18 protein-coding genes are annotated in these 16,876 nt (G+C 71.3%); 11 read left to right on the forward strand and 7 right to left on the reverse strand.

Annotated features, from left to right (window positions below; all coding sequences use genetic code 11):
* The first annotated feature begins 10 nt into the window (after positions 1-10).
* From WA670_RS14080 to WA670_RS14090, 3 genes are all read left to right on the forward strand, one after another.
* Complete coding sequence (locus WA670_RS14080; RefSeq protein ID WP_134661518.1) at positions 11-613, forward strand: ArsR/SmtB family transcription factor; 603 nt, start codon at positions 11-13, stop codon at positions 611-613.
* Positions 606-1,334, forward strand: coding sequence for an SRPBCC family protein (locus WA670_RS14085; RefSeq protein ID WP_336157936.1), 729 nt, complete (start codon positions 606-608; stop codon positions 1,332-1,334). The genes WA670_RS14080 and WA670_RS14085 overlap by 8 nt, the downstream gene beginning before the upstream one ends.
* 70 nt (positions 1,335-1,404) lie before the next feature.
* The gene (locus tag WA670_RS14090) at positions 1,405-1,767 is read left to right on the forward strand and encodes a YciI family protein (protein ID WP_336157937.1); all 363 of its coding nucleotides are present in this window, start codon (positions 1,405-1,407) and stop codon (positions 1,765-1,767) included.
* A 3-nt stretch (positions 1,768-1,770) separates the two neighbouring features.
* Here WA670_RS14090 and WA670_RS14095 read toward each other — a convergent pair whose 3' ends face one another.
* The 6 genes from WA670_RS14095 to WA670_RS14120 all read right to left on the reverse strand — a co-directional run bounded on the left by WA670_RS14095 (position 1,771) and on the right by WA670_RS14120 (position 6,296).
* Positions 1,771-2,181, reverse strand: coding sequence for a VOC family protein (locus WA670_RS14095; RefSeq protein ID WP_275290794.1), 411 nt, complete (start codon positions 2,179-2,181; stop codon positions 1,771-1,773).
* Between the two features lie 10 nt (positions 2,182-2,191).
* Positions 2,192-3,394: an RNA polymerase sigma factor gene (locus WA670_RS14100; protein WP_336157938.1), complete on the reverse strand. Its 1,203-nt coding sequence runs from the start codon at positions 3,392-3,394 to the stop codon at positions 2,192-2,194.
* Between the two features lie 6 nt (positions 3,395-3,400).
* Positions 3,401-3,982, reverse strand: a complete 582-nt coding sequence (locus WA670_RS14105; protein WP_238606017.1) for a dihydrofolate reductase family protein — start codon at positions 3,980-3,982, stop codon at positions 3,401-3,403.
* Positions 3,983-4,000: 18 nt separating this feature from the next.
* The gene (locus tag WA670_RS14110) at positions 4,001-4,225 is read right to left on the reverse strand and encodes a DUF5703 family protein (RefSeq protein ID WP_009078687.1); all 225 of its coding nucleotides are present in this window, start codon (positions 4,223-4,225) and stop codon (positions 4,001-4,003) included.
* On the reverse strand, positions 4,222-5,235 hold the full coding sequence (locus WA670_RS14115; protein WP_336157939.1) for a YncE family protein: 1,014 nt from the start codon (positions 5,233-5,235) through the stop codon (positions 4,222-4,224). The genes WA670_RS14110 and WA670_RS14115 overlap by 4 nt, the downstream gene beginning before the upstream one ends.
* A 98-nt stretch (positions 5,236-5,333) precedes the next feature.
* Complete coding sequence (locus WA670_RS14120; RefSeq protein WP_037805921.1) at positions 5,334-6,296, reverse strand: aldo/keto reductase; 963 nt, start codon at positions 6,294-6,296, stop codon at positions 5,334-5,336.
* Positions 6,297-6,457: 161 nt separating this feature from the next.
* Between WA670_RS14120 and WA670_RS14125 the strand changes: the two genes are divergently transcribed.
* The 3 genes from WA670_RS14125 (at position 6,458) to WA670_RS14135 (ending at position 10,180) form a co-directional block, all read left to right on the forward strand.
* Positions 6,458-7,300 carry an undecaprenyl-diphosphate phosphatase gene (locus WA670_RS14125; protein WP_009078682.1) on the forward strand — a complete coding sequence of 281 codons (843 nt, stop codon included), beginning with the start codon at positions 6,458-6,460 and terminating at the stop codon, positions 7,298-7,300.
* A gap of 29 nt (positions 7,301-7,329) precedes the next feature.
* Positions 7,330-8,037, forward strand: coding sequence for a histidine phosphatase family protein (locus WA670_RS14130; RefSeq protein WP_037805922.1), 708 nt, complete (start codon positions 7,330-7,332; stop codon positions 8,035-8,037).
* Positions 8,038-8,128: 91 nt separating this feature from the next.
* Positions 8,129-10,180, forward strand: a complete 2,052-nt coding sequence (locus WA670_RS14135) for a M3 family metallopeptidase (RefSeq protein WP_043833210.1) — start codon at positions 8,129-8,131, stop codon at positions 10,178-10,180.
* A 55-nt stretch (positions 10,181-10,235) separates the two neighbouring features.
* Here the strand turns inward: WA670_RS14135 and WA670_RS14140 are convergent, their stop codons facing one another.
* Positions 10,236-11,186, reverse strand: a complete 951-nt coding sequence (locus WA670_RS14140) for an Lrp/AsnC family transcriptional regulator (RefSeq protein ID WP_238606019.1) — start codon at positions 11,184-11,186, stop codon at positions 10,236-10,238.
* Between the two features lie 85 nt (positions 11,187-11,271).
* Between WA670_RS14140 and WA670_RS14145 the strand changes: the two genes are divergently transcribed.
* The 5 genes from WA670_RS14145 (at position 11,272) to WA670_RS14165 (ending at position 16,757) form a co-directional block, all read left to right on the forward strand.
* Complete coding sequence (locus WA670_RS14145) at positions 11,272-12,711, forward strand: UbiD family decarboxylase (RefSeq protein WP_336157941.1); 1,440 nt, start codon at positions 11,272-11,274, stop codon at positions 12,709-12,711.
* Positions 12,712-12,729: 18 nt separating this feature from the next.
* On the forward strand, positions 12,730-13,188 hold the full coding sequence (locus WA670_RS14150; protein WP_336157942.1) for a pyridoxamine 5'-phosphate oxidase family protein: 459 nt from the start codon (positions 12,730-12,732) through the stop codon (positions 13,186-13,188).
* Positions 13,185-13,841 (forward strand): UbiX family flavin prenyltransferase, encoded by a 657-nt coding sequence (locus WA670_RS14155; protein ID WP_336157943.1) that lies wholly within the window; start codon positions 13,185-13,187, stop codon positions 13,839-13,841. The genes WA670_RS14150 and WA670_RS14155 overlap by 4 nt, the downstream gene beginning before the upstream one ends.
* 61 nt (positions 13,842-13,902) lie before the next feature.
* Positions 13,903-15,351, forward strand: a complete 1,449-nt coding sequence (locus WA670_RS14160; RefSeq protein ID WP_336157945.1) for an amidase — start codon at positions 13,903-13,905, stop codon at positions 15,349-15,351.
* Positions 15,352-15,506: 155 nt separating this feature from the next.
* Positions 15,507-16,757: an MFS transporter gene (locus WA670_RS14165; protein ID WP_205673336.1), complete on the forward strand. Its 1,251-nt coding sequence runs from the start codon at positions 15,507-15,509 to the stop codon at positions 16,755-16,757.
* The last annotated feature ends 119 nt before the right edge of the window (positions 16,758-16,876 follow it).

The following is a 16,876-nucleotide window of genomic DNA, read 5'->3' on the forward strand; positions in this document are numbered from 1 at the left end:
CGATGGGCGCATGTTTCCCGTTGCGGTGATCGAGGACGCGGCCGCGGCCGAAGTGTCGCTGGACCCGGTCCGGGCCCGGCTGCTCGCCGAACTGGCGCAGCCCGCCTCGGCGACGATGCTGGCCGCCCGCGTCGACCTGCCGAGGCAGAAGGTCAACTACCACCTGCGCGCGCTGGAAAAGCACGGCCTCGTGGAACTGGTCGAGGAACGGCGCAAGGGCAACGTCACGGAACGGATGATGCGGGCGACCGCGGCGTCGTACGTGATCTCGCCGTCCGCGCTCGCGGCCGTGCAGCCCGATCCGGCGCAGTCGCCGGACCGGCTCTCCGCGCGCTGGCTGCTGGCGGTCGCCGGACGGCTGGTGCGCGACGTCGGGATCCTGATCACCGGTGCGGCGAAAGCGAAGAAACGCGTCGCCACCTTCGCGCTCGACGGCGAGGTCCGGTTCGCTTCGGCGGCCGACCGGGCGGCGTTCGCGGAAGAGCTGGCGACGGCGGTGACCACGCTGGTCGGGAAGTACCACGACGAGAAAGCCGAGAACGGCCGAGCGCACCGGGTGGTCCTGGCGGTGCACCCGAGCGTGCCGATGGGGGAGGAAACCGAGCATGGGTAAGGAATTCCGGGAGATCGACGTCGCCGAGGTCCCGGCCGAGCCGGAACAGGTCTGGGCGGCGATCGCGACCGGGCCGGGCATCGACTCGTGGTTCATGGGCCGCAACGAGGTCGAAGGCGGGGTAGGCGGCGCGGTACGCGGGGCATTCGCGGCCTACGAACCGACGCACGCGATCACCGCCTGGGACCCGCCGAACCGGCTGGCCTACGGCGGCGAACCGGATCCGGACGGACGGCGGATCGCTTACGAATTCCTCGTCGAAGGCCGCGAGGGCGGCAGTTCGGTGATCCGTTGTGTCACGAGCGGTTTCTTGCCCGGCGACGACTGGGCCGACGAGTTCGAGGCCATGCAGGCGGGCGGCGCGCTGTTCTTCCGCAACCTGGTGGAATTCGTGCAGCACTTCCCAGGCCGGACGGCGAAACCGGTCACCGCCTTCGGGACGACGGCCGTCGCGGACTGGCCTGCATTGTGGACTGCGCTGGCGAAGGAAGTGGGCGTCGGACAGCTGACGGTCGGCGCGAAAGTCCGGCTGGCCGGTTCGGATGGCGTGGTGTACGCGGTGAACGAGCAGACCGTCGGGATTCGTACTGCAGAGGGGCTTTTCTGCTTCATGCAAGGCTTCCGCGGACCACTGGTGGCGACGCACCACATCGTCGCGCCGGACGTCGACGTGGCGGCGGAGGAAGCCAAGTGGACGGAGTGGATGGCCGCGCTCGGTTGAGCCTTGTCGAAAACCGGGGCGGCCCGTTCGTCATCCGGTCGAGAGCGTTTTCCGGCCAGGAGGAGAAACCGTGCAGTACGCGATGCTGATCTGCGGCGACGACCGCGAATGGGCCGCCTTGTCCCCGGCGGACGAGGAAGACCAGATGAAGCAGATCTACGCGTGGTTCGAGCGCTGGCAGCCGTCCGGCAAGGTCGGGAACGGCGTCGAACTGCAGCCGCGGGAGACGGCGAGGACGATCCGGGCCGGGGCGAACGGGAAACCGGTGGTCACCGACGGGCCGTACGTGGAGCTGAAGGAGATCGTCGGTTCGGTGATCTTGCTGGAGTGTGCCGACATCGACGAGGCGGTCGAGGTCGCGGCGAGCTGGCCGCTGGGACCGGGCGTGAGCGCGGTGGAGGTCCGGCCGGTGATGAGCCGAGAAGAAGAGTGAGCCTCACTCGCCCGCGTAGCTGCTGAAGGTCCAGACCTGGCCTTCGGGATCGGCGCACGAGTACTCGCGCACCCCGGCCGGGGAATCGTGCACCGGGTTGAGGATTCGCGCGCCGGCGGCCTCGGCCCGGGCCTGGTGGTCGTCGAGCGTGCTGTCTGGCACCCAGACGCACAACGCGTGGCTGGTGCCGCCCAGCGCGAGCGGGCTGTGCATGCCGTACTGGCCGCCCTCGTGGTCCCGGCTGAGGAAGATCAGGCTCGCGCCCGCGCGGACCTGGGCGTGCTCGACGCCGTTCCCTGCCTCGACCACGAAATGCGACTCGAATCCGAAGGCCTCGGCGAGAAATTCGATCGCGGCTTTCGGATCGGCGTAGGTGAGGTTGGGGTACACGGTCTGCAGCGGAGTGTCGACCATGTGCGTCAGACTAGCCTGCTAAATCGGCTACGCGTCGCGCCATCAGCTCGCGCTCGGCCGGGTTCGAGGCCAGTTCCAGTGCCCGCTTCGCCGACGTCAGCGCCTCGTCCGTCCGGTCGAGCGCGGCGAGCAGATCGGCCCGGGCTGCGTGCCACAGGTGGTAGCTGGACAGCTGGTCTTCGAGCGCGTCGACCTCGCCGAGCGCCGGAGCCGGGCCGATGGCGTATCGCGTGGCGACCGCCCGGTTCAGCAGGACGACGGGCGACGGGTCCAGTGCGTAAAGCCGGTCGTACATCGCGCGGACGCCCACCCAGTCGGTCTCCGCGAAACTCCTTGCGACAGCGTGCATCGCGGCGATGCCAGCCCGGGTTTGATAAGGCCCGGGCTGGCCAAGCCGCACCGCCTCGCGCAACCGCAGCACCGCACGCTGAATCGTCGGCCCGTCCCACAACCGGCGATCCTGCTGCTCCAGCACCACAATCCGCCCCTGTGCGTCGAACCGCGCCGCGACGCGCGCGTGCTGCAACTCCAGCAACGCGGCCAGCCCGGCGACTTCCGGTTCGCGAGGCAGCGAGTCGGCAAGCTGCCGGGCCAGTTCGACGCCCTCGCGCGCCAATTCCTGCCGCTGCGCCGAATCTCCGCTGGAGAGATAGCCCTCGTTGAACACCAAATAGACCACCGAGAGGACAGCGGGCAGCCGGTCGGCGTACTCGTGCGACCGCGGCGGTTCGAATCCGATGCCGCGTTCCCGCAACAGCCGTTTGGCCCGCGAAAGCCGTTGCGACATCGTCGGCACCGGCACCAGGAACGCGGCGGCGATCTCGGCGGTGGTCAGCCCGCCCGCGGCGTACAGCGTCAGCGCGACCTGCGCCGGTTCCGGCAGATCCGGGTGGCAGCAAGCGAAAATCATCGCCAGCCGGTCGTCGCTGCCCGGTTCCGGAGGCGGTTCCGCCGCTGCCCGGACGGCCTTCTCCTGGCCGACCACGTCCCGGCGGAGCCGGTCGATCGCCTTGCGCCACCCGGTAGTCACGAGCCATCCGGTGGGACTGGACGGCACCCCTTCGCCGGGCCAGCGTTTGAGCGCCTCGGCGATCGCTTCCGACAGCGCTTCCTCAGCGCGATCGAAGTCGCCGAGCCGACGGCTGAGCGCACCCAGCATGCTGGCGGCGTCGGAACGCCAGATGCGCTCGGTCAGCTCGGCGACGTCGTTCACGAGGGTTCAGGCGCGGACGTACCGCAGCAGGGCGACGCCGCTCTCGAAGGTCCGGCTGTCCGCCATCCGGTAGCTGTCCACGGAGAACCCGGCGTCGAACAGCGGCGCGCCGGAGCCGATGACCACCGGGTACAGCTTCAGGTGCAACTCGTCCACTTCGTCGCGCAGCGCTCCGGCCAGCGCGCCTCCGCCGACGAGCCAGATGTCCTTGCCGTCTTCCTTCTTCAGCTCGCGGATCTTCTCCGCCGGGTCGGTGTTGACCACCTGCACAGCTGGGCCGGGTGCCTCGGTCATCGTGCGGGAGAAGACGTAGTGCCGCAGGTGCGTGTACGCGTCCGGAACGCCGAGGTCGACGCCCATCTGGTAGGAAACCCGGCCTTCGACCACCGTGTCGAAATGCCGGTGCGGGACGTCCTCGATGCCGAGCACGGACCGGAGGTGCGTCGGCACCATTTCCGGATACTCGCGCAGCAGCGGCTCGGCGTGGTCGCCCTCGAACTGGAATACCGAGCCGGTCGGGTCCTCCCGGGTCGGAGCCGCGATGAAGCCGTCGAGGGTGGACGCGACCAGATAGACCAACTTGCGCATAACGGACAGTCAAGCAGGTCAGGTCGCGAGCCCCGTCGAGTGGTCGGCCGCCGTGCGCTTGCGCCGCAACCAGATGCGGCGCGTCCCGTCGGCGTACAGCCGGACCGTGCGCAGTTCCCAGCCCGCGAACTCCGCGTGGATGGAGAGCTGGATCATCGCCGCGCGCCGGGACACCGCCGGGGGGAGGCGCAGGCGGCGATACTCCCAATCCCCTTCGACCACCGCCTCGTCGACTGTCGTCATGGCTGGATCACCTGGGTCCCTTCTCCGGCGGCCGAGCCGACGAACACGCGGCCGCTCTGGTCGTCGACGCCCACCGTGTCCGGCTGGCGCACGGTCGGGAATCGGTACTTCTCGACGGGCTCTCCGCCGCGGACGTCGTAGCCGACGACCTCGTTGCGGGCGGTCAGGGTGACCCACGCCAGGCTGCGCTTCGCGTCGTAGGCGAGGCCGTACGCGCCACCCGGCACCGGGTAGCGCTGGCGGAGGATCAGGGGGTTGGTCGAGAACGCGAGCAGCGCGCCCGCGCGGGCGTCGGTGACCAGGACTCGGCCGTAGGAGTCGGCGACCGCGTTGGCCGCGCCGTCGCCCGCGCGCAGGCCTTCGTCCATGGTCCCGGCCTGCACGTCCACGCTGAACACGGCGGTGCGCAGCCGGTCGAGGACGACGACGCCGTTGCCGGTGTTGACCACGTCGTCGGCGCTGTAGAGCTGACCGGTGATGGTCTTCGCGACCGAGCCGTTCGCCAGCACCTCGACGGCCTTGCGGTCGCGGACCGCGACGAGCGTGTCCGGCCCGTCGGCGACCCCGGCGGCCGGCTGCCCGGCGACCTTTTCGGCGGTCACTTGCCCGCTCGGCAGCGCGACGCGGGCGAGCACGCCCTTGCCCGGGATCCCGGCGAGCGCCTGGCCCCCGGACACGCTGAGCGATTCCGCCGGACCGGGCAGCGCGACGGTCTTCTTCGGCGCACCGAGCGAGGCGAGATCGTAAAGCCGCAGCTCAGCGGGCTGTTTGAGGGCGACGACGAGGGTGTGGCTCTGCTGGTCGGCCGCGATCGCGGACACCACCGGCATCGGCAGCACCTGCCCGGCGGGCGGCACCGCGCGGGCGGGGGAGACGGCGGGTTTCGCGGCCGTCGGATTGGCCACGACCTGCAGATTGTCCTTCGGCTGCTCCGAGGACGAGCAGGCGGACAGCGCGAGCGCACCGGCCAGCGGGATCGCGATCCGCGACGCGGCGGTGAGCCGACGCACCTTGAAACCTCCACCAAAGCTCCGGCGAACGGGTCCCTCCAGCATCCTCCAGGAACGCCGACGCGTCACGCCCGTGTCACCGACCCGACACCTGCGGCTCACCGGGTGCCTCGTTCCGGATAGCCGAATTCGATGTCGCTGACGTCGTCCAGCGCACTGCGGATCGCAGGCGGGAGCGTGAGCTCTTCGGCGGCGAGCGACCCGGTGAGCTGGCCGGTGTCGCGCGCGCCGACGACCGGCGCGGCCACCCCGGGCCGGTCCCGGACCCAGGCCAGCGCCACCGCGAGCGGCGACGTGCCGAGGCCTTCGGCGGCGGTCACGACCGCCTGCACGATCCGCGCGGCCCGTTCGGTGCGGTGGTGTTCGACGTATCCGGCGTACTCGGCGGACGCGCCGCGCGAGTCGGCGGGCGTTCCGGTGCGGTACTTCCCGGTGAGGACGCCGCGGCCGAGCGGGGCCCACGGCAGGACGCCGATCCCGTGGTGCGTCGCGGCCGGGACGACTTCGCGTTCGATACCGCGTTCCAGCAGCGAGTACTCGAACTGCCCGGACACGAGCGGCACCGCGGCGAGCGAGGCGGCGGTGGCGAGCTGCCAGCCCGCGTAGTTGGAGACGCCGACGTAGCGGACCTTGCCGCTCGTCACCGCGTAATCGAGCGCGGAGAGCGTTTCCTCGATCGGCACGCAGGAATCCCACGCGTGCAGCTGCCACAGGTCGATGTGGTCGGTGCGCAGCCGTTGCAGCGACCCTTCGAGCGCGGACAGCAGCGCACCGCGCGAAGCGCCGCCGCCGAACGGGCCGTCGGTGCGGCGGGCGACAGTCTTGGTGGCCAGCACGACGTCCTCGCGCGGCACCAGGTCCGACAGCAGTTCGCCGAGCATCCGCTCGGCCTCGCCGCCGGCGTAGAGGTCGGCGGTGTCCACGAGCGTGCCGCCCGCGTCCACGAACGCGACCAGCTGGCTGGCCGCCTCGTCCGGATCGGTGTCGCCGCCCCACGTCATGGTGCCGAGGGCCATCCGCGATATCCGCAGTCCCGACCGGCCGAGCTGTCGCTTTTCCACGACCGCCGAGCCTAGTGGGCGCGCCCGCCGCGACCCGGGCAAGGTGACCCCGTGTCGGACCGGCGCCCTCGGGGTGGTCCTCAGGAACCACCCGATAGGTTCCCGACCGTGCGAATCGGACTGCGCCCCGTGCGGGCGGGCGAACCGGCGGGAGCGGCCTGATGGGATGGTTCGAGGCCCTGGTCCTGGGGCTGGTGCAGGGGCTCACCGAGTTCCTGCCGATCTCCTCGAGCGCGCACGTGCGGATCGTCGCCGCGCTGGCGGGCTGGGGCGATCCGGGCGCGGCGTTCACCGCGGTCACCCAGATCGGCACCGAGCTCGCGGTGATCCTCTACTTCGGGCCGAAGATCGGCCGGATCCTGCGCGCCTGGTTCTTCTCGCTCTACCGCCCGGACTGGCGGCGCGACCCGGACGCGCGGCTGGGCTGGCTGATCATCGTCGGGTCGCTGCCGATCGTCGTCCTCGGCCTGCTGCTGCAGGACGAGATCGACCGGGCGTTCCGCGACCTGCGGATCACCGCGACGACGCTCATCGTGTTCGGCCTGATCCTGCTGTTCGCCGACCGGACCGCGAAGCAGCAGCGGACGCTGGACCACCTGAACGTGCCGCACGGCCTGGCGTACGGCTTCGCGCAGGCGCTCGCGCTGATCCCGGGCGTCTCGCGCTCGGGCGGCACGACGAGCGCAGGCCTGCTGATGGGCTACACCCGCTCGGAAGCCGCGGAGTACTCGTTCCTGCTCGCGGTGCCCGCGGTGTTCGGCTCGGGGCTGTACAAGCTGACCGACATCGGCAAGAACGGCGAGAACGCGCAGTGGGGGCCGACGATCCTGGCAACGCTGGTCGCCTTCGGCGTCGGCTACCTGGTGATCGCGTGGCTGATGGCCTACATCAAGAAGCGCAGCTTCGTGCCCTTCGTGATCTACCGCGTCGTGCTCGGCGTGGTGCTGTTCGGGCTGGTCTTCGGCGGCGTGCTCGACCCGAACGCGGGACCCGCGGGCGGCTGAACCGGCGGATCACCGGTTAGGGTGGCGTCGTGAGTACGGTCATCTTGCTGCGGCACGGAAAGTCCACGGCCAACGGCTCGGGCGTCCTCGCCGGGCGCACGCCGAAGGTCGGGCTGGACGACACCGGCCGGGCACAGGCCGACGCCCTCGTCGAGCGTTTCGCCGGGGTGCCGGTCGCCGAACTGGTCGTGTCGCCGATGCTGCGCTGCAAGCAGACCGTCGCGCCGCTGGCCGCCGCGCAGGGGCTGACGAAAGTCGTCGAGCCGCGGCTGTCCGAAGTGGACTACGGCGAGTGGACCGGCCGGGAACTCAAGAACCTCGTCAAGGAACCGTTGTGGCGCGTGGTGCAGGCGCACCCGTCGGCGGCGGTGTTCCCGGGCGGGGAAGGGCTCGCCGAGATGCAGGCGCGCGCGGTGGCCGCGATCCGCGCGCACGACGCCCGGATCACCGCCGAGCACGGCGACCACGCGGTGTGGGTGGTGTGCAGCCACGGCGACGTGATCAAGTCGATCCTGGCCGACGCGCTCGGCCAGCACCTCGACGCGTTCCAGCGGATCGTCGTGGACCCGGCCGCGGTGTCGGTCGTGCGCTACACCGAAACGCGGCCGTTCGTGCTCCGGGTGAACGAGCACGGCGGCGACCTGGCCGGGATCGTGCCGCCGCCGCCGAAGAAGAAGCGCGGCCGCGGCAAGAAGGCTTCGAGCGACGCCGTCGTGGGCGGAAGCACGGGCCGCTGACGATCGACAGTCCTTCCGTCGGATGCCGGACCCCGTAGGGTGGGCGGCACCACGTGGAGAACCCTGTGGAGAACCAGGAGCGCAAACCCGAATGATTTCCCCGGACAACCCGTTCGCCGTCCCCAGCGACCTGCCCTACGAGCTGCCGCCGTTCGACCGGATCGCCGACGAGCACTACCGGCCCGCCTTCGAAGCCGGCCTCGCCGAGCACGCCGCCGACGTGGAGCGGATCGCCGACGACCCGGCCGAGCCGACCTTCGAAAACACGATCGCGGCGCTGGAGCGGGCCGGTGCGCTGCTGACCCGGGTGTCCGGCACGTTCTTCAACATCTCGAGCTCGAACGCGACCGAAGAGGTCCAGGAGATCCAGGCCGAGCTGGCTCCGAAGCTGGCCGCGCACGAGGACGCGATCCACCTGAACCCGCGGCTGTTCGCCCGCATCGACGCGCTGTACCAGAAGCGTGCGGAGCTGGGCTTGAACGCGGAGGAGCTGCGGCTGCTGGAGCGCCGGTACACCGACTTCAGCCGTGCGGGCGCCGGGCTGCCCGAGGAGGACCAGGCGAAGCTGCGCGCGCTGAACGAGCAGCTTTCGACGCTGCAGACCCGTTTTTCGCAGAACCTGCTGCGGGACACCAATGATCTCGCGGTCGTGCTCGACGACGCCGCGGAGTTGGCCGGGCTCGGCGAAAGCGCGATCGCGGCGGCGGCGCAGACGGCAGCCGAACGCGGTCTCGAGGGCAAGTACGTCCTGACCCTGACGCTGCCCACCGCGCAGGCGGCCGTGGCGTCGCTGGAAAACCGCGCGGTGCGCGAGCGCGTCTTCACCGCTTCGGTGTCGCGGGGCAACCGCGGCAACGAGTACGACAACAACGCCATCGTCGAGGAGATCACCCGGCTGCGGGCCGAGCGGGCGGCGCTGCTGGGCTACCCGAACCACGCGGCGTACGTGATCGCGGACGAGACGGCCAAGACTGTCGAGGCGGCAGGCGGGCTGCTGGAGCGGCTCGCGCCGGTGGCAGTCGCGAACGCGCGCACCGAAGCCGCGGAACTGCAGAAGCTGCTGGAAGCGGACGTGCCGGGCGCGACGCTGCAGCCGTGGGACTGGGCGTTCTACGCGTCGAAGGTGGAGCGCGAGCGGTTCCAGCTGGACACCGCGGCGCTGCGGCCGTACTTCGAGCTGGACCGGGTGCTGCACGACGGCGTGTTCGTGGCCGCGAACCGGTTGTACGGCTTGACTTTCACCGAGCGGAACGACCTGCCGAAGTACCACCCGCAGGTGCGGATCTTCGAGGTCTTCGACGCCGACGGCAGCGGGCTCGGCCTGTTCCTGATGGACTACTACACCCGCGACTCCAAGCGCGGCGGCGCGTGGATGAACAACTTCGTGGACCAGTCGCGGCTGCTCGGGCGGCGCACGGTCGTGGTCAACGTGCTGAACGTGACCAAGCCGCGCGAGGGGGAGCCGACCCTGCTTTCGCTCGACGAGGTGCGCACCGCGTTCCACGAGTTCGGGCACGCGCTGCACTCGCTGCTGTCCGGCGTCGAGTTCCCGACGTTCACCGGCACCAACGTGCCGCGCGACTTCGTCGAGTACCCGTCGCAGGTCAACGAGATGTGGATGCTGTGGCCGGAAATCCTGGCCAACTACGCCAAGCACCACGAGACGGGGGAGCCGCTTCCCGCCGGGCAGGTCGAGCTGCTGGAGGCCGCGCAGCAGTACGGCGAAGGCTTCCGCACGACCGAGTACCTCGCCGCGGCGCTGCTCGACCTCGCGTGGCACAAGCTCGGCCCGGACGACCGGGTGGAGGACGTGCAGCGATTCGAGGCCGCGGCGCTGGAAAAGGCAGGCGTGGCACTGGAAAGCGTGCCGCCGCGCTACCGGACGACGTACTTCAACCACGTCTTCTCGGGGGGCTACAGCGCCGGGTACTACTCCTACATCTGGAGCGAGGTGCTCGACGCGGACACCGTCGAGTGGTTCACCGAGAACGGCGGCCTCAAGCGCGAGAACGGCGACCACTTCCGGTCGACCCTGCTGGGCCTCGGCGGCAGCGTCGACCCGATGGAGGCGTTCGCGACCTTCCGCGGCCGCGCACCGGAAATCGAGCCGCTGCTGAAGCGCCGGGGGCTCGCGGGCGCGTAAGCACGGTAACTGTATAACGACCTATACGGCTGCCCTCTCTTGACCGCTCCTGCGGTCAGGGGAGGGCAGCCGCGCGTTTGACGACGCGCAGGACCGGGGCGGTCTGCACGGTCTGGACGCCGGGCAGCGAACCGACCTGTGCGGTGATGAATTCGTAGAGCGCTCCGGCATCCGAACAGAGCGCGGTGGCCAGGAGGTTGGCCGGGCCGGTCGTGGCGGCGGCGTAGGCGATCTCCGGGCACCGGGCGAGCGCGGCGCCCGCCTCCTCGAGGGCGGCCGGGCTGACCGAGATCCACAGCAGGGCGTGGCTGGACCAGCCCAGCAGACGCTCGTCGAAGTCGACGCCGAAGTAGAGCGTCCCGCTGGTCCGCAGCCGGTCGATGCGGCGGCGGACCGTCGACTCGTGCCAGCCGGTGCTCGCGGCCAGCGCAGCGTGGGAGGTCCGCCCGTCGCGGGCCAGGTCGTCCAGCAGCAGCCGGTCGCCGTCGCCGAGGTCGAGCGGTTCCGCGGCCGGCGAGGGCGGGGTCAGTTCGGCGACCTGGCCGGGGCTCAGGGACGCGATCGGCGTGTGCCAGCCGTCCGGGCCGCCGCGGAACAGGCGCAGCACCTGGTGCGCCTCGATCGAGAGCACCTGGCGGGTGGCGGGGAGTTTGTCCAGCAGGAGCGCGTCGCGGGCCCGCTGGTCGGGCGCCTGGATGTGGCAGCCGATTTCGGTGCCGCCGGAGGCGAGCTGGATCCGGTAGGTGTCGGACCGCTCGGCGAGAGCCCTGGCGACGGCGAGCGTGGCGGGCGGGGCGCACCGCACCCGCAGCACCCATTCCTCGGCGTGCCCCAGAAAGCGGGGGTCGAGGCGGCCGACGACCCGGACCGCGCCGGTTTCGCGGAGCCGGCGGTAGCGGCGGGCGATCGTCTGCTCGGAGACGCCGAGCACGGCGGCGATGCGGCGGAACGAGGCGCGGCCGTCGAGGTAGAGCGCGTGGACGAGCTGGACGTCGAGGATTTCCACGGTGCCGAGCTTATTCGGTGGCGGTATCCGGCGCGTTTCCGGCGGTGGCTGGAGCGCGAGGCGGTCCGGAGCGGAAAGTGGGGGCATGACCGCGTTCCGTGATCTCCGGCATTACCTGGAGCAGCTGACCGAAACCCTCGGCGAGGACGAGGTGCGCCGCGTCGAAGGGGCCCACTGGGACCTGGAGATCGGCGGCCTCACCGAGCTGCTGGCCGAGCGCGAAGGGCCGGTGCTGCTCTTCGACGACGTCCCCGGCTACCCGAGCGGCTTCCGGGTTTGCACCAACTTCATGGGCACTCCGGCCCGCTCCGCCGTCGCGCTCGGCCTGCCCGCCGACACCCCGAAGCTGGACATCGTGCGGGCCTGGAAGGACATCAGCCGCGACCTGCGGCTGATCCCGCCGGTCGAGGTCGCCGACGGGCCGGTGCTGGAGAACGTCGTCGAGGGCGACGACGTCGACGTGACCATGTTCCCGGCGCCGCGCTGGCACGAGGGCGACGGCGGCCGCTACATCGGCACCTCCTGCATGGTCGTGACCCGCGACCCGGACACCGGCTGGGTCAACGTCGGCACCTACCGGGTCTCCGTGCACGGCAAGGACCGGCTGTCTGTGTGGTTCCTCGGCAACCGGCACGCGCGCGCGATCGCGCACAAGTACTGGGACCGCGGCCGGAACTGCCCGATCGCGATCGTCGTCGGGCAAGACCCGATCCTGTCCACCGCCGCCGCGATGTCCGCCCCCGAAGGCGTTTCCGAGTACGACCTGGCCGGCGGCCTGCGCGGGCAGGGCGTCGAGGTGCTGCACGCGCCCGGCACCGCCCTGCTCGTCCCGGCGCACGCGGAGATCGTCCTCGACGGCGAGATGCCGCCGCCCGAGGAGGAGTCGGTCCTGGAAGGCCCGTTCGGCGAATGGACCGGCTACTACACCCACAGCGGCCGGGAACCCGTGGTGCGGGTGCGGCAGATCCTGCACCGGGACGACCCGATCATCCTCGGCGCTCCGCCGATGCTGCCGACCGTCCCGGCGGGCGACCAGGCCGTGCCGCTCTACTCCGCCACCGTGACCTGGGACCACCTTGAGCAGGCCGGGGTCCAGAACGTCCGGGGCGTGTGGGCCTACGCGCGTCAGCTCATGATGGTCGTCTCCATCAAGCAGACCGGGGCCGGCGATGCCATGCACGCGCTGCTGGCCGCCGCGTCGCGCAAGCGCACCGGCGGTATGGAGCGCTATCTCGTGGTGGTCGACGAGGACATCGACATCACCGACGTCAACCATGTGCTCTGGGCGCTGTTCACCCGCGTCGACCCGGCGGAGTCGATCCACGTCCTCCGCTCGCCCACCACCGCCATCGACCCCCGCCTCTCGCCGGCCAAACGGGAGGCAGGCGATCTGTCCATGGGGATCGTGCTCGTCGACGCCTGCAAACCGTTCGCGTGGAAGGACCAGTATCCGCGCGCCAACCGGGTCGGCGAGGGCTACCGCGCCGAACTCCGCGCGCGCTGGAAGGACGTCCTGCCGCTCTGACCGTCCAAGGAGGACGATGTGCCGCACCTGCCCGAGGAGGTGGCCCGCCTGGCAGCGGGGGAGCCGCCGCTCGACGCCGACGAACAGGCGTTCCCGTTGCTCACCGTGGACGGGAACGGCCACCCGCACGCCGCGCTGCTGTCCCGCGCCGAACTCGAACCCGCCGACGACCGCACCGCGCTCTACGCGGTCGTGGGCGGGACCGGCACTCGCGCCAACCTGCGGCGGCATCCGTACGCCGCGCTGCTGGCCGTGGACGGGACGGTGTGCCACCGCCTCAAGCTCCGCCTGATCCGGTCGCTGACCCTGGACGACGTCCTGGGCTGCGTGTTCACCGTCGCGCACCACAAACGCGACAGCCTCGGGATCCCGCTCAGCCCGCTCGGCTTCCGCACCACCGGGCGCCTCGCCGAACTCGAGGACTGGCCCCGCAGCGCAGCCGTCCTCCGCACTCTCCGCACAGGACACTCGGCATGACCCGCCTCGTCGTCGCCATGTCCGGGGCCACCGGCGCTCCCTTCGGCGTCCGGCTGCTGGAGGTCCTGCGCGACCTCCCCGGCGTCGAGACCCATCTCGTCCTGAGCACCTGGGCCAAGACCACCGTCGAGCTGGAGTGCGCCCGCACGGTGCGGGAGGTCGTCGAACTGGCCGACGTCCACCACCGGCAGGGGGAGCAGGGCTCGGTCCTGTCGTCGGGCTCGTTCCCGACGGACGGCATGGTCGTCGTGCCGTGCAGCATGAAGACGCTCGCCGCGATCCGCACCGGCTACGCCGACAACCTGATCACCCGGGCCGCCGACGTCACGCTCAAGGAGCGCCGCCGCCTGGTCCTGGTGCCCCGGGAGACGCCGCTGAGCGAGATCCATCTCGACCACCTGCTGGCGCTGAGCCGCATGGGCGCCCGGATCGTCCCACCGATGCCCGCCTTCTACAACCATCCGCAGACCCTCGACGACATGGTCGACCACGTCGTGGCGAGGATCCTCGACCAGTTCGGCCTCCCCGCCCCCGCCGCCCGCCGCTGGCAGGGCCTCGGCCACGCCCGGCACGCGGCCGCCTCCCGCACGTCCGCGGCCGAGGACGCGGCGCTCATCGCCCCGGCCGCCACCGTCGGCACGGCCAGGGATTGAGCAGCCACCAGCACTTCAGCGCGACTTCGTCATCTATCCGGTTCTCTTCTGGAGGTTTCGCATGACCGACTTGGCATTTCGTTCCGCACGCGAACTCGCTGCCGCCGTCGCGGCAAGGGAGGTGTCGAGCGTCGAACTGCTCGAGCACTACCTCTCCCGGGCGGAGCGGCTCGATCCGAAGGTGAACGCCATCGTCGCCAGGGACGAGGAGGGGGCGAGGGCCGCCGCACTGGCAGCCGACCGCGCGGTCTCCCGCGGCGAGCCGCTCGGCCCCCTGCACGGCGTCCCCGTGACCATCAAGGACGCTACGGAGGTCGCGGGCATGCGGACCACCGGGGGCTCGACCCGCTGGGGTCATTACGTCCCGGCCAGCGACGCCGAGTCGGTCACTCGGATCAAGAACGCGGGAGCGATCGTGTTCGGCAAGACCAACATGCCTGCCGACGGCCGGGACTGGCAGACCTACAACGAGATCTACGGAACCACGAACAATCCGTGGGACCCGACCCGCGGCCCCGGGGGTTCGTCCGGCGGGTCCGCCGCGGCAGTCGCCGCCGGGCTGACCGGCCTGGAACTCGGCGGCGACGCGGCGGGCTCGATCCGGGTGCCGGCCCACTTCTGCGGCGTCTACGGACTGCGCACGTCGTACGGGATCGTGCCAGGGCGCGGGAACGTGGCGGGACACGCTCCGGGGACGCTGGCGGCGTCCGACATGGCGGTACTCGGCCCGCTCGGCAGGCATGCCGACGACCTCGACCTGGGGTTGGACGTCCTCGCGGGCGCGGACCACGACCAAGCTCCGGCCTGGCGGCTGGAGCTGCCCGCCGCCCGGCCGAACACGCTGCGGGAGTTCCGGGTCGCGGCCTGGCTCGACGATCCTTTCTGCCCCGTCGACAGCGAACTGGTCGCGATCATGCGTGCGGCGCTGGAGGCAGTGCGGGCCGAGGGCGCCGTCGTGGCCGAGGGCCCTGGGCCGATCGGTCTCGAGGAGACGATGGCTCTCTACTATCCGCTGCTGATCGCGCAGTCCGGGCTGATGGATTCCGCCGAGTCGTACGCCGGGCTCGTGGAACTCGCCGCGGCGGAAGGGGCCGCGGGCGCGTTCGCGTCCGACATGACGATCAGCTTCCGCGGCTGGCACACGCTCGACGAACGCCGGCAGCACTCCCGCCGCCGCTGGGCCGAGTTCTTCCGCGACGTCGACGTGCTCCTCCTCCCGGTGAGCCCCACGGCCGCCTTCCCCCACGACCAGCGACCCGATCCCAGCTGGTCGCTCCGAACGTTGCGGGTCGACGGCGCCGAGCGGCCGTATCGCGACATGCTCCCGTGGATCGCGCCGTCCGCGCTCAACTACCTGCCCGCGGCGGTCGCGCCGGTCGGGACGACCCGGGACGGGCTCCCGGTCGGCATCCAGGTGATCGCGCCCTATCTGCACGACCGCACCGCGGTCCGGTTCGTGCAGTGCCTCGCGAAGGCGATCGGCGGATTCCGCCGTCCGCCGGGATTCTGAGCGCGGGTGCGCTGACCTGCGCCGGAGCCCGGGACGCGCCGGCTGTTCGTCCGATCCGCTGACCGGCGGGCCCGGGATTCGCCGGATCCGACGAAGCCGCGGAGGGGGTGCATGACCACACAATGCGGCGTCGCCGAATCAAGGAGGATCCGACGGTGAGCATTCCGAGTTCCGCGCCGGTCGTGCGGCGGACCGAACGGACCACGTTGGCGCTGCTGGTCGGCGTCTTCATCATCGACTACATCGACCGCGTCATGATCGCGGTCGCGCTGCCGCTGATCGGCGCGGAGTTCGGGCTGTCCAAGACCACGCAGGGGCTGGTCGTGTCCGCGTTCGCGATCGCGTATCTGGTCGGGCAGATGCCGGGCGGGCTGCTCGCGGACCGCGTGGGTGCGCGGCCGTTGCTGGTGATCTCGCTGGTGGCCTGGTCGGTGTTCACCGCCGCCACCGGGTTCGCGCCCGGGCTGGTCGTGCTGCTGGTGCTGCGCGCGGCGTTCGGGTTCGCGCAGGCGTTGTTCCCCGGGGCGGCGTTCAAGGCGCTGGCCGAACGCACGACGCAGGAAGGCCGCAGCCGCGGCGCGGGACTGCTGCTGGCGTCCAACTCGGTCGGGGCCGGGCTCGGGCCGCTGCTGGTTGCGCCGCTCGTGGTCGCCGCGGGCTGGCGGCACACGTTCTGGATCGTCGCGGTGGCCGGGCTGATCGTCGGCCTGGCGCTGTGGCGGCTGCTGCCTCCGCCGCTGCCGCGCGAGCTGACCGAACCCGAGGCGCGCGTCGCCCCGGTGAAGGTGCCGGTGTCGCAGGTGCTGCGGAACCGGCTGGTGATCCGCTGCGCGGCGATGTTCGCCTGCTTCAACATGCTCGCCTACGGGATGATCACCTGGGTTCCGTCGTACCTGGTCGAGACCAAGGGGCTTTCGCTGGTCGCGGCCGGGATCTCGGCGGCGATCCCGCAGCTGGTGAGCGCGGCGGCGGTGCTGATCGGCGGCTGGCTGATGAGCCGGTACTTCGACCGCCGGCCGCGCTGGCTCGTGGTGCCCGCGCTCGTCGCCGCGGCCGGGGTGCTCGTCGCGATGCTGCTGTCGGATTCGGCGACCGGGTTCACCGTGCTGCAGACCGTCGCGATGTTCATCAGCGGTCTCGCCTCGATCGGCATCGTCGGGCTGCCGCTGCGGGTGCTGCCGCGGGACCTGGTCGGCGCGGGGATGGGCCTGGTCAACACGGGCGGCCAGCTCGCCGGCGTGCTCGCGCCGCTGGTGATGGGCTGGCTCGCGGACCGGTTCGGCTTCGCCGCCGCGTTCGGCTTCCTGGCGGTGTCGACGCTGGCCGCGGCGGCGATTTCGCTGACCACCCGCTCGACCAAGCTCTCGCTCGGCGCGCCGGTCCCGGCGAAGGAGCAGGTGGGCTGAGGCGGGTCTCGCGAGTGCTCATGCCGGTGACAACCGGCATGAGCACTCACGAGCGCCGGGGCTGCGGGCACACCGGACCACTGACCTCGGGTGGCGCCCGACGATCCGACCCGGCCGTT

Source organism: Amycolatopsis sp. VC5-11 (assembly GCF_037034185.1).
In the GTDB taxonomy this organism is placed as follows: Bacteria; Actinomycetota; Actinomycetes; order Mycobacteriales; family Pseudonocardiaceae; genus Amycolatopsis; species Amycolatopsis nivea.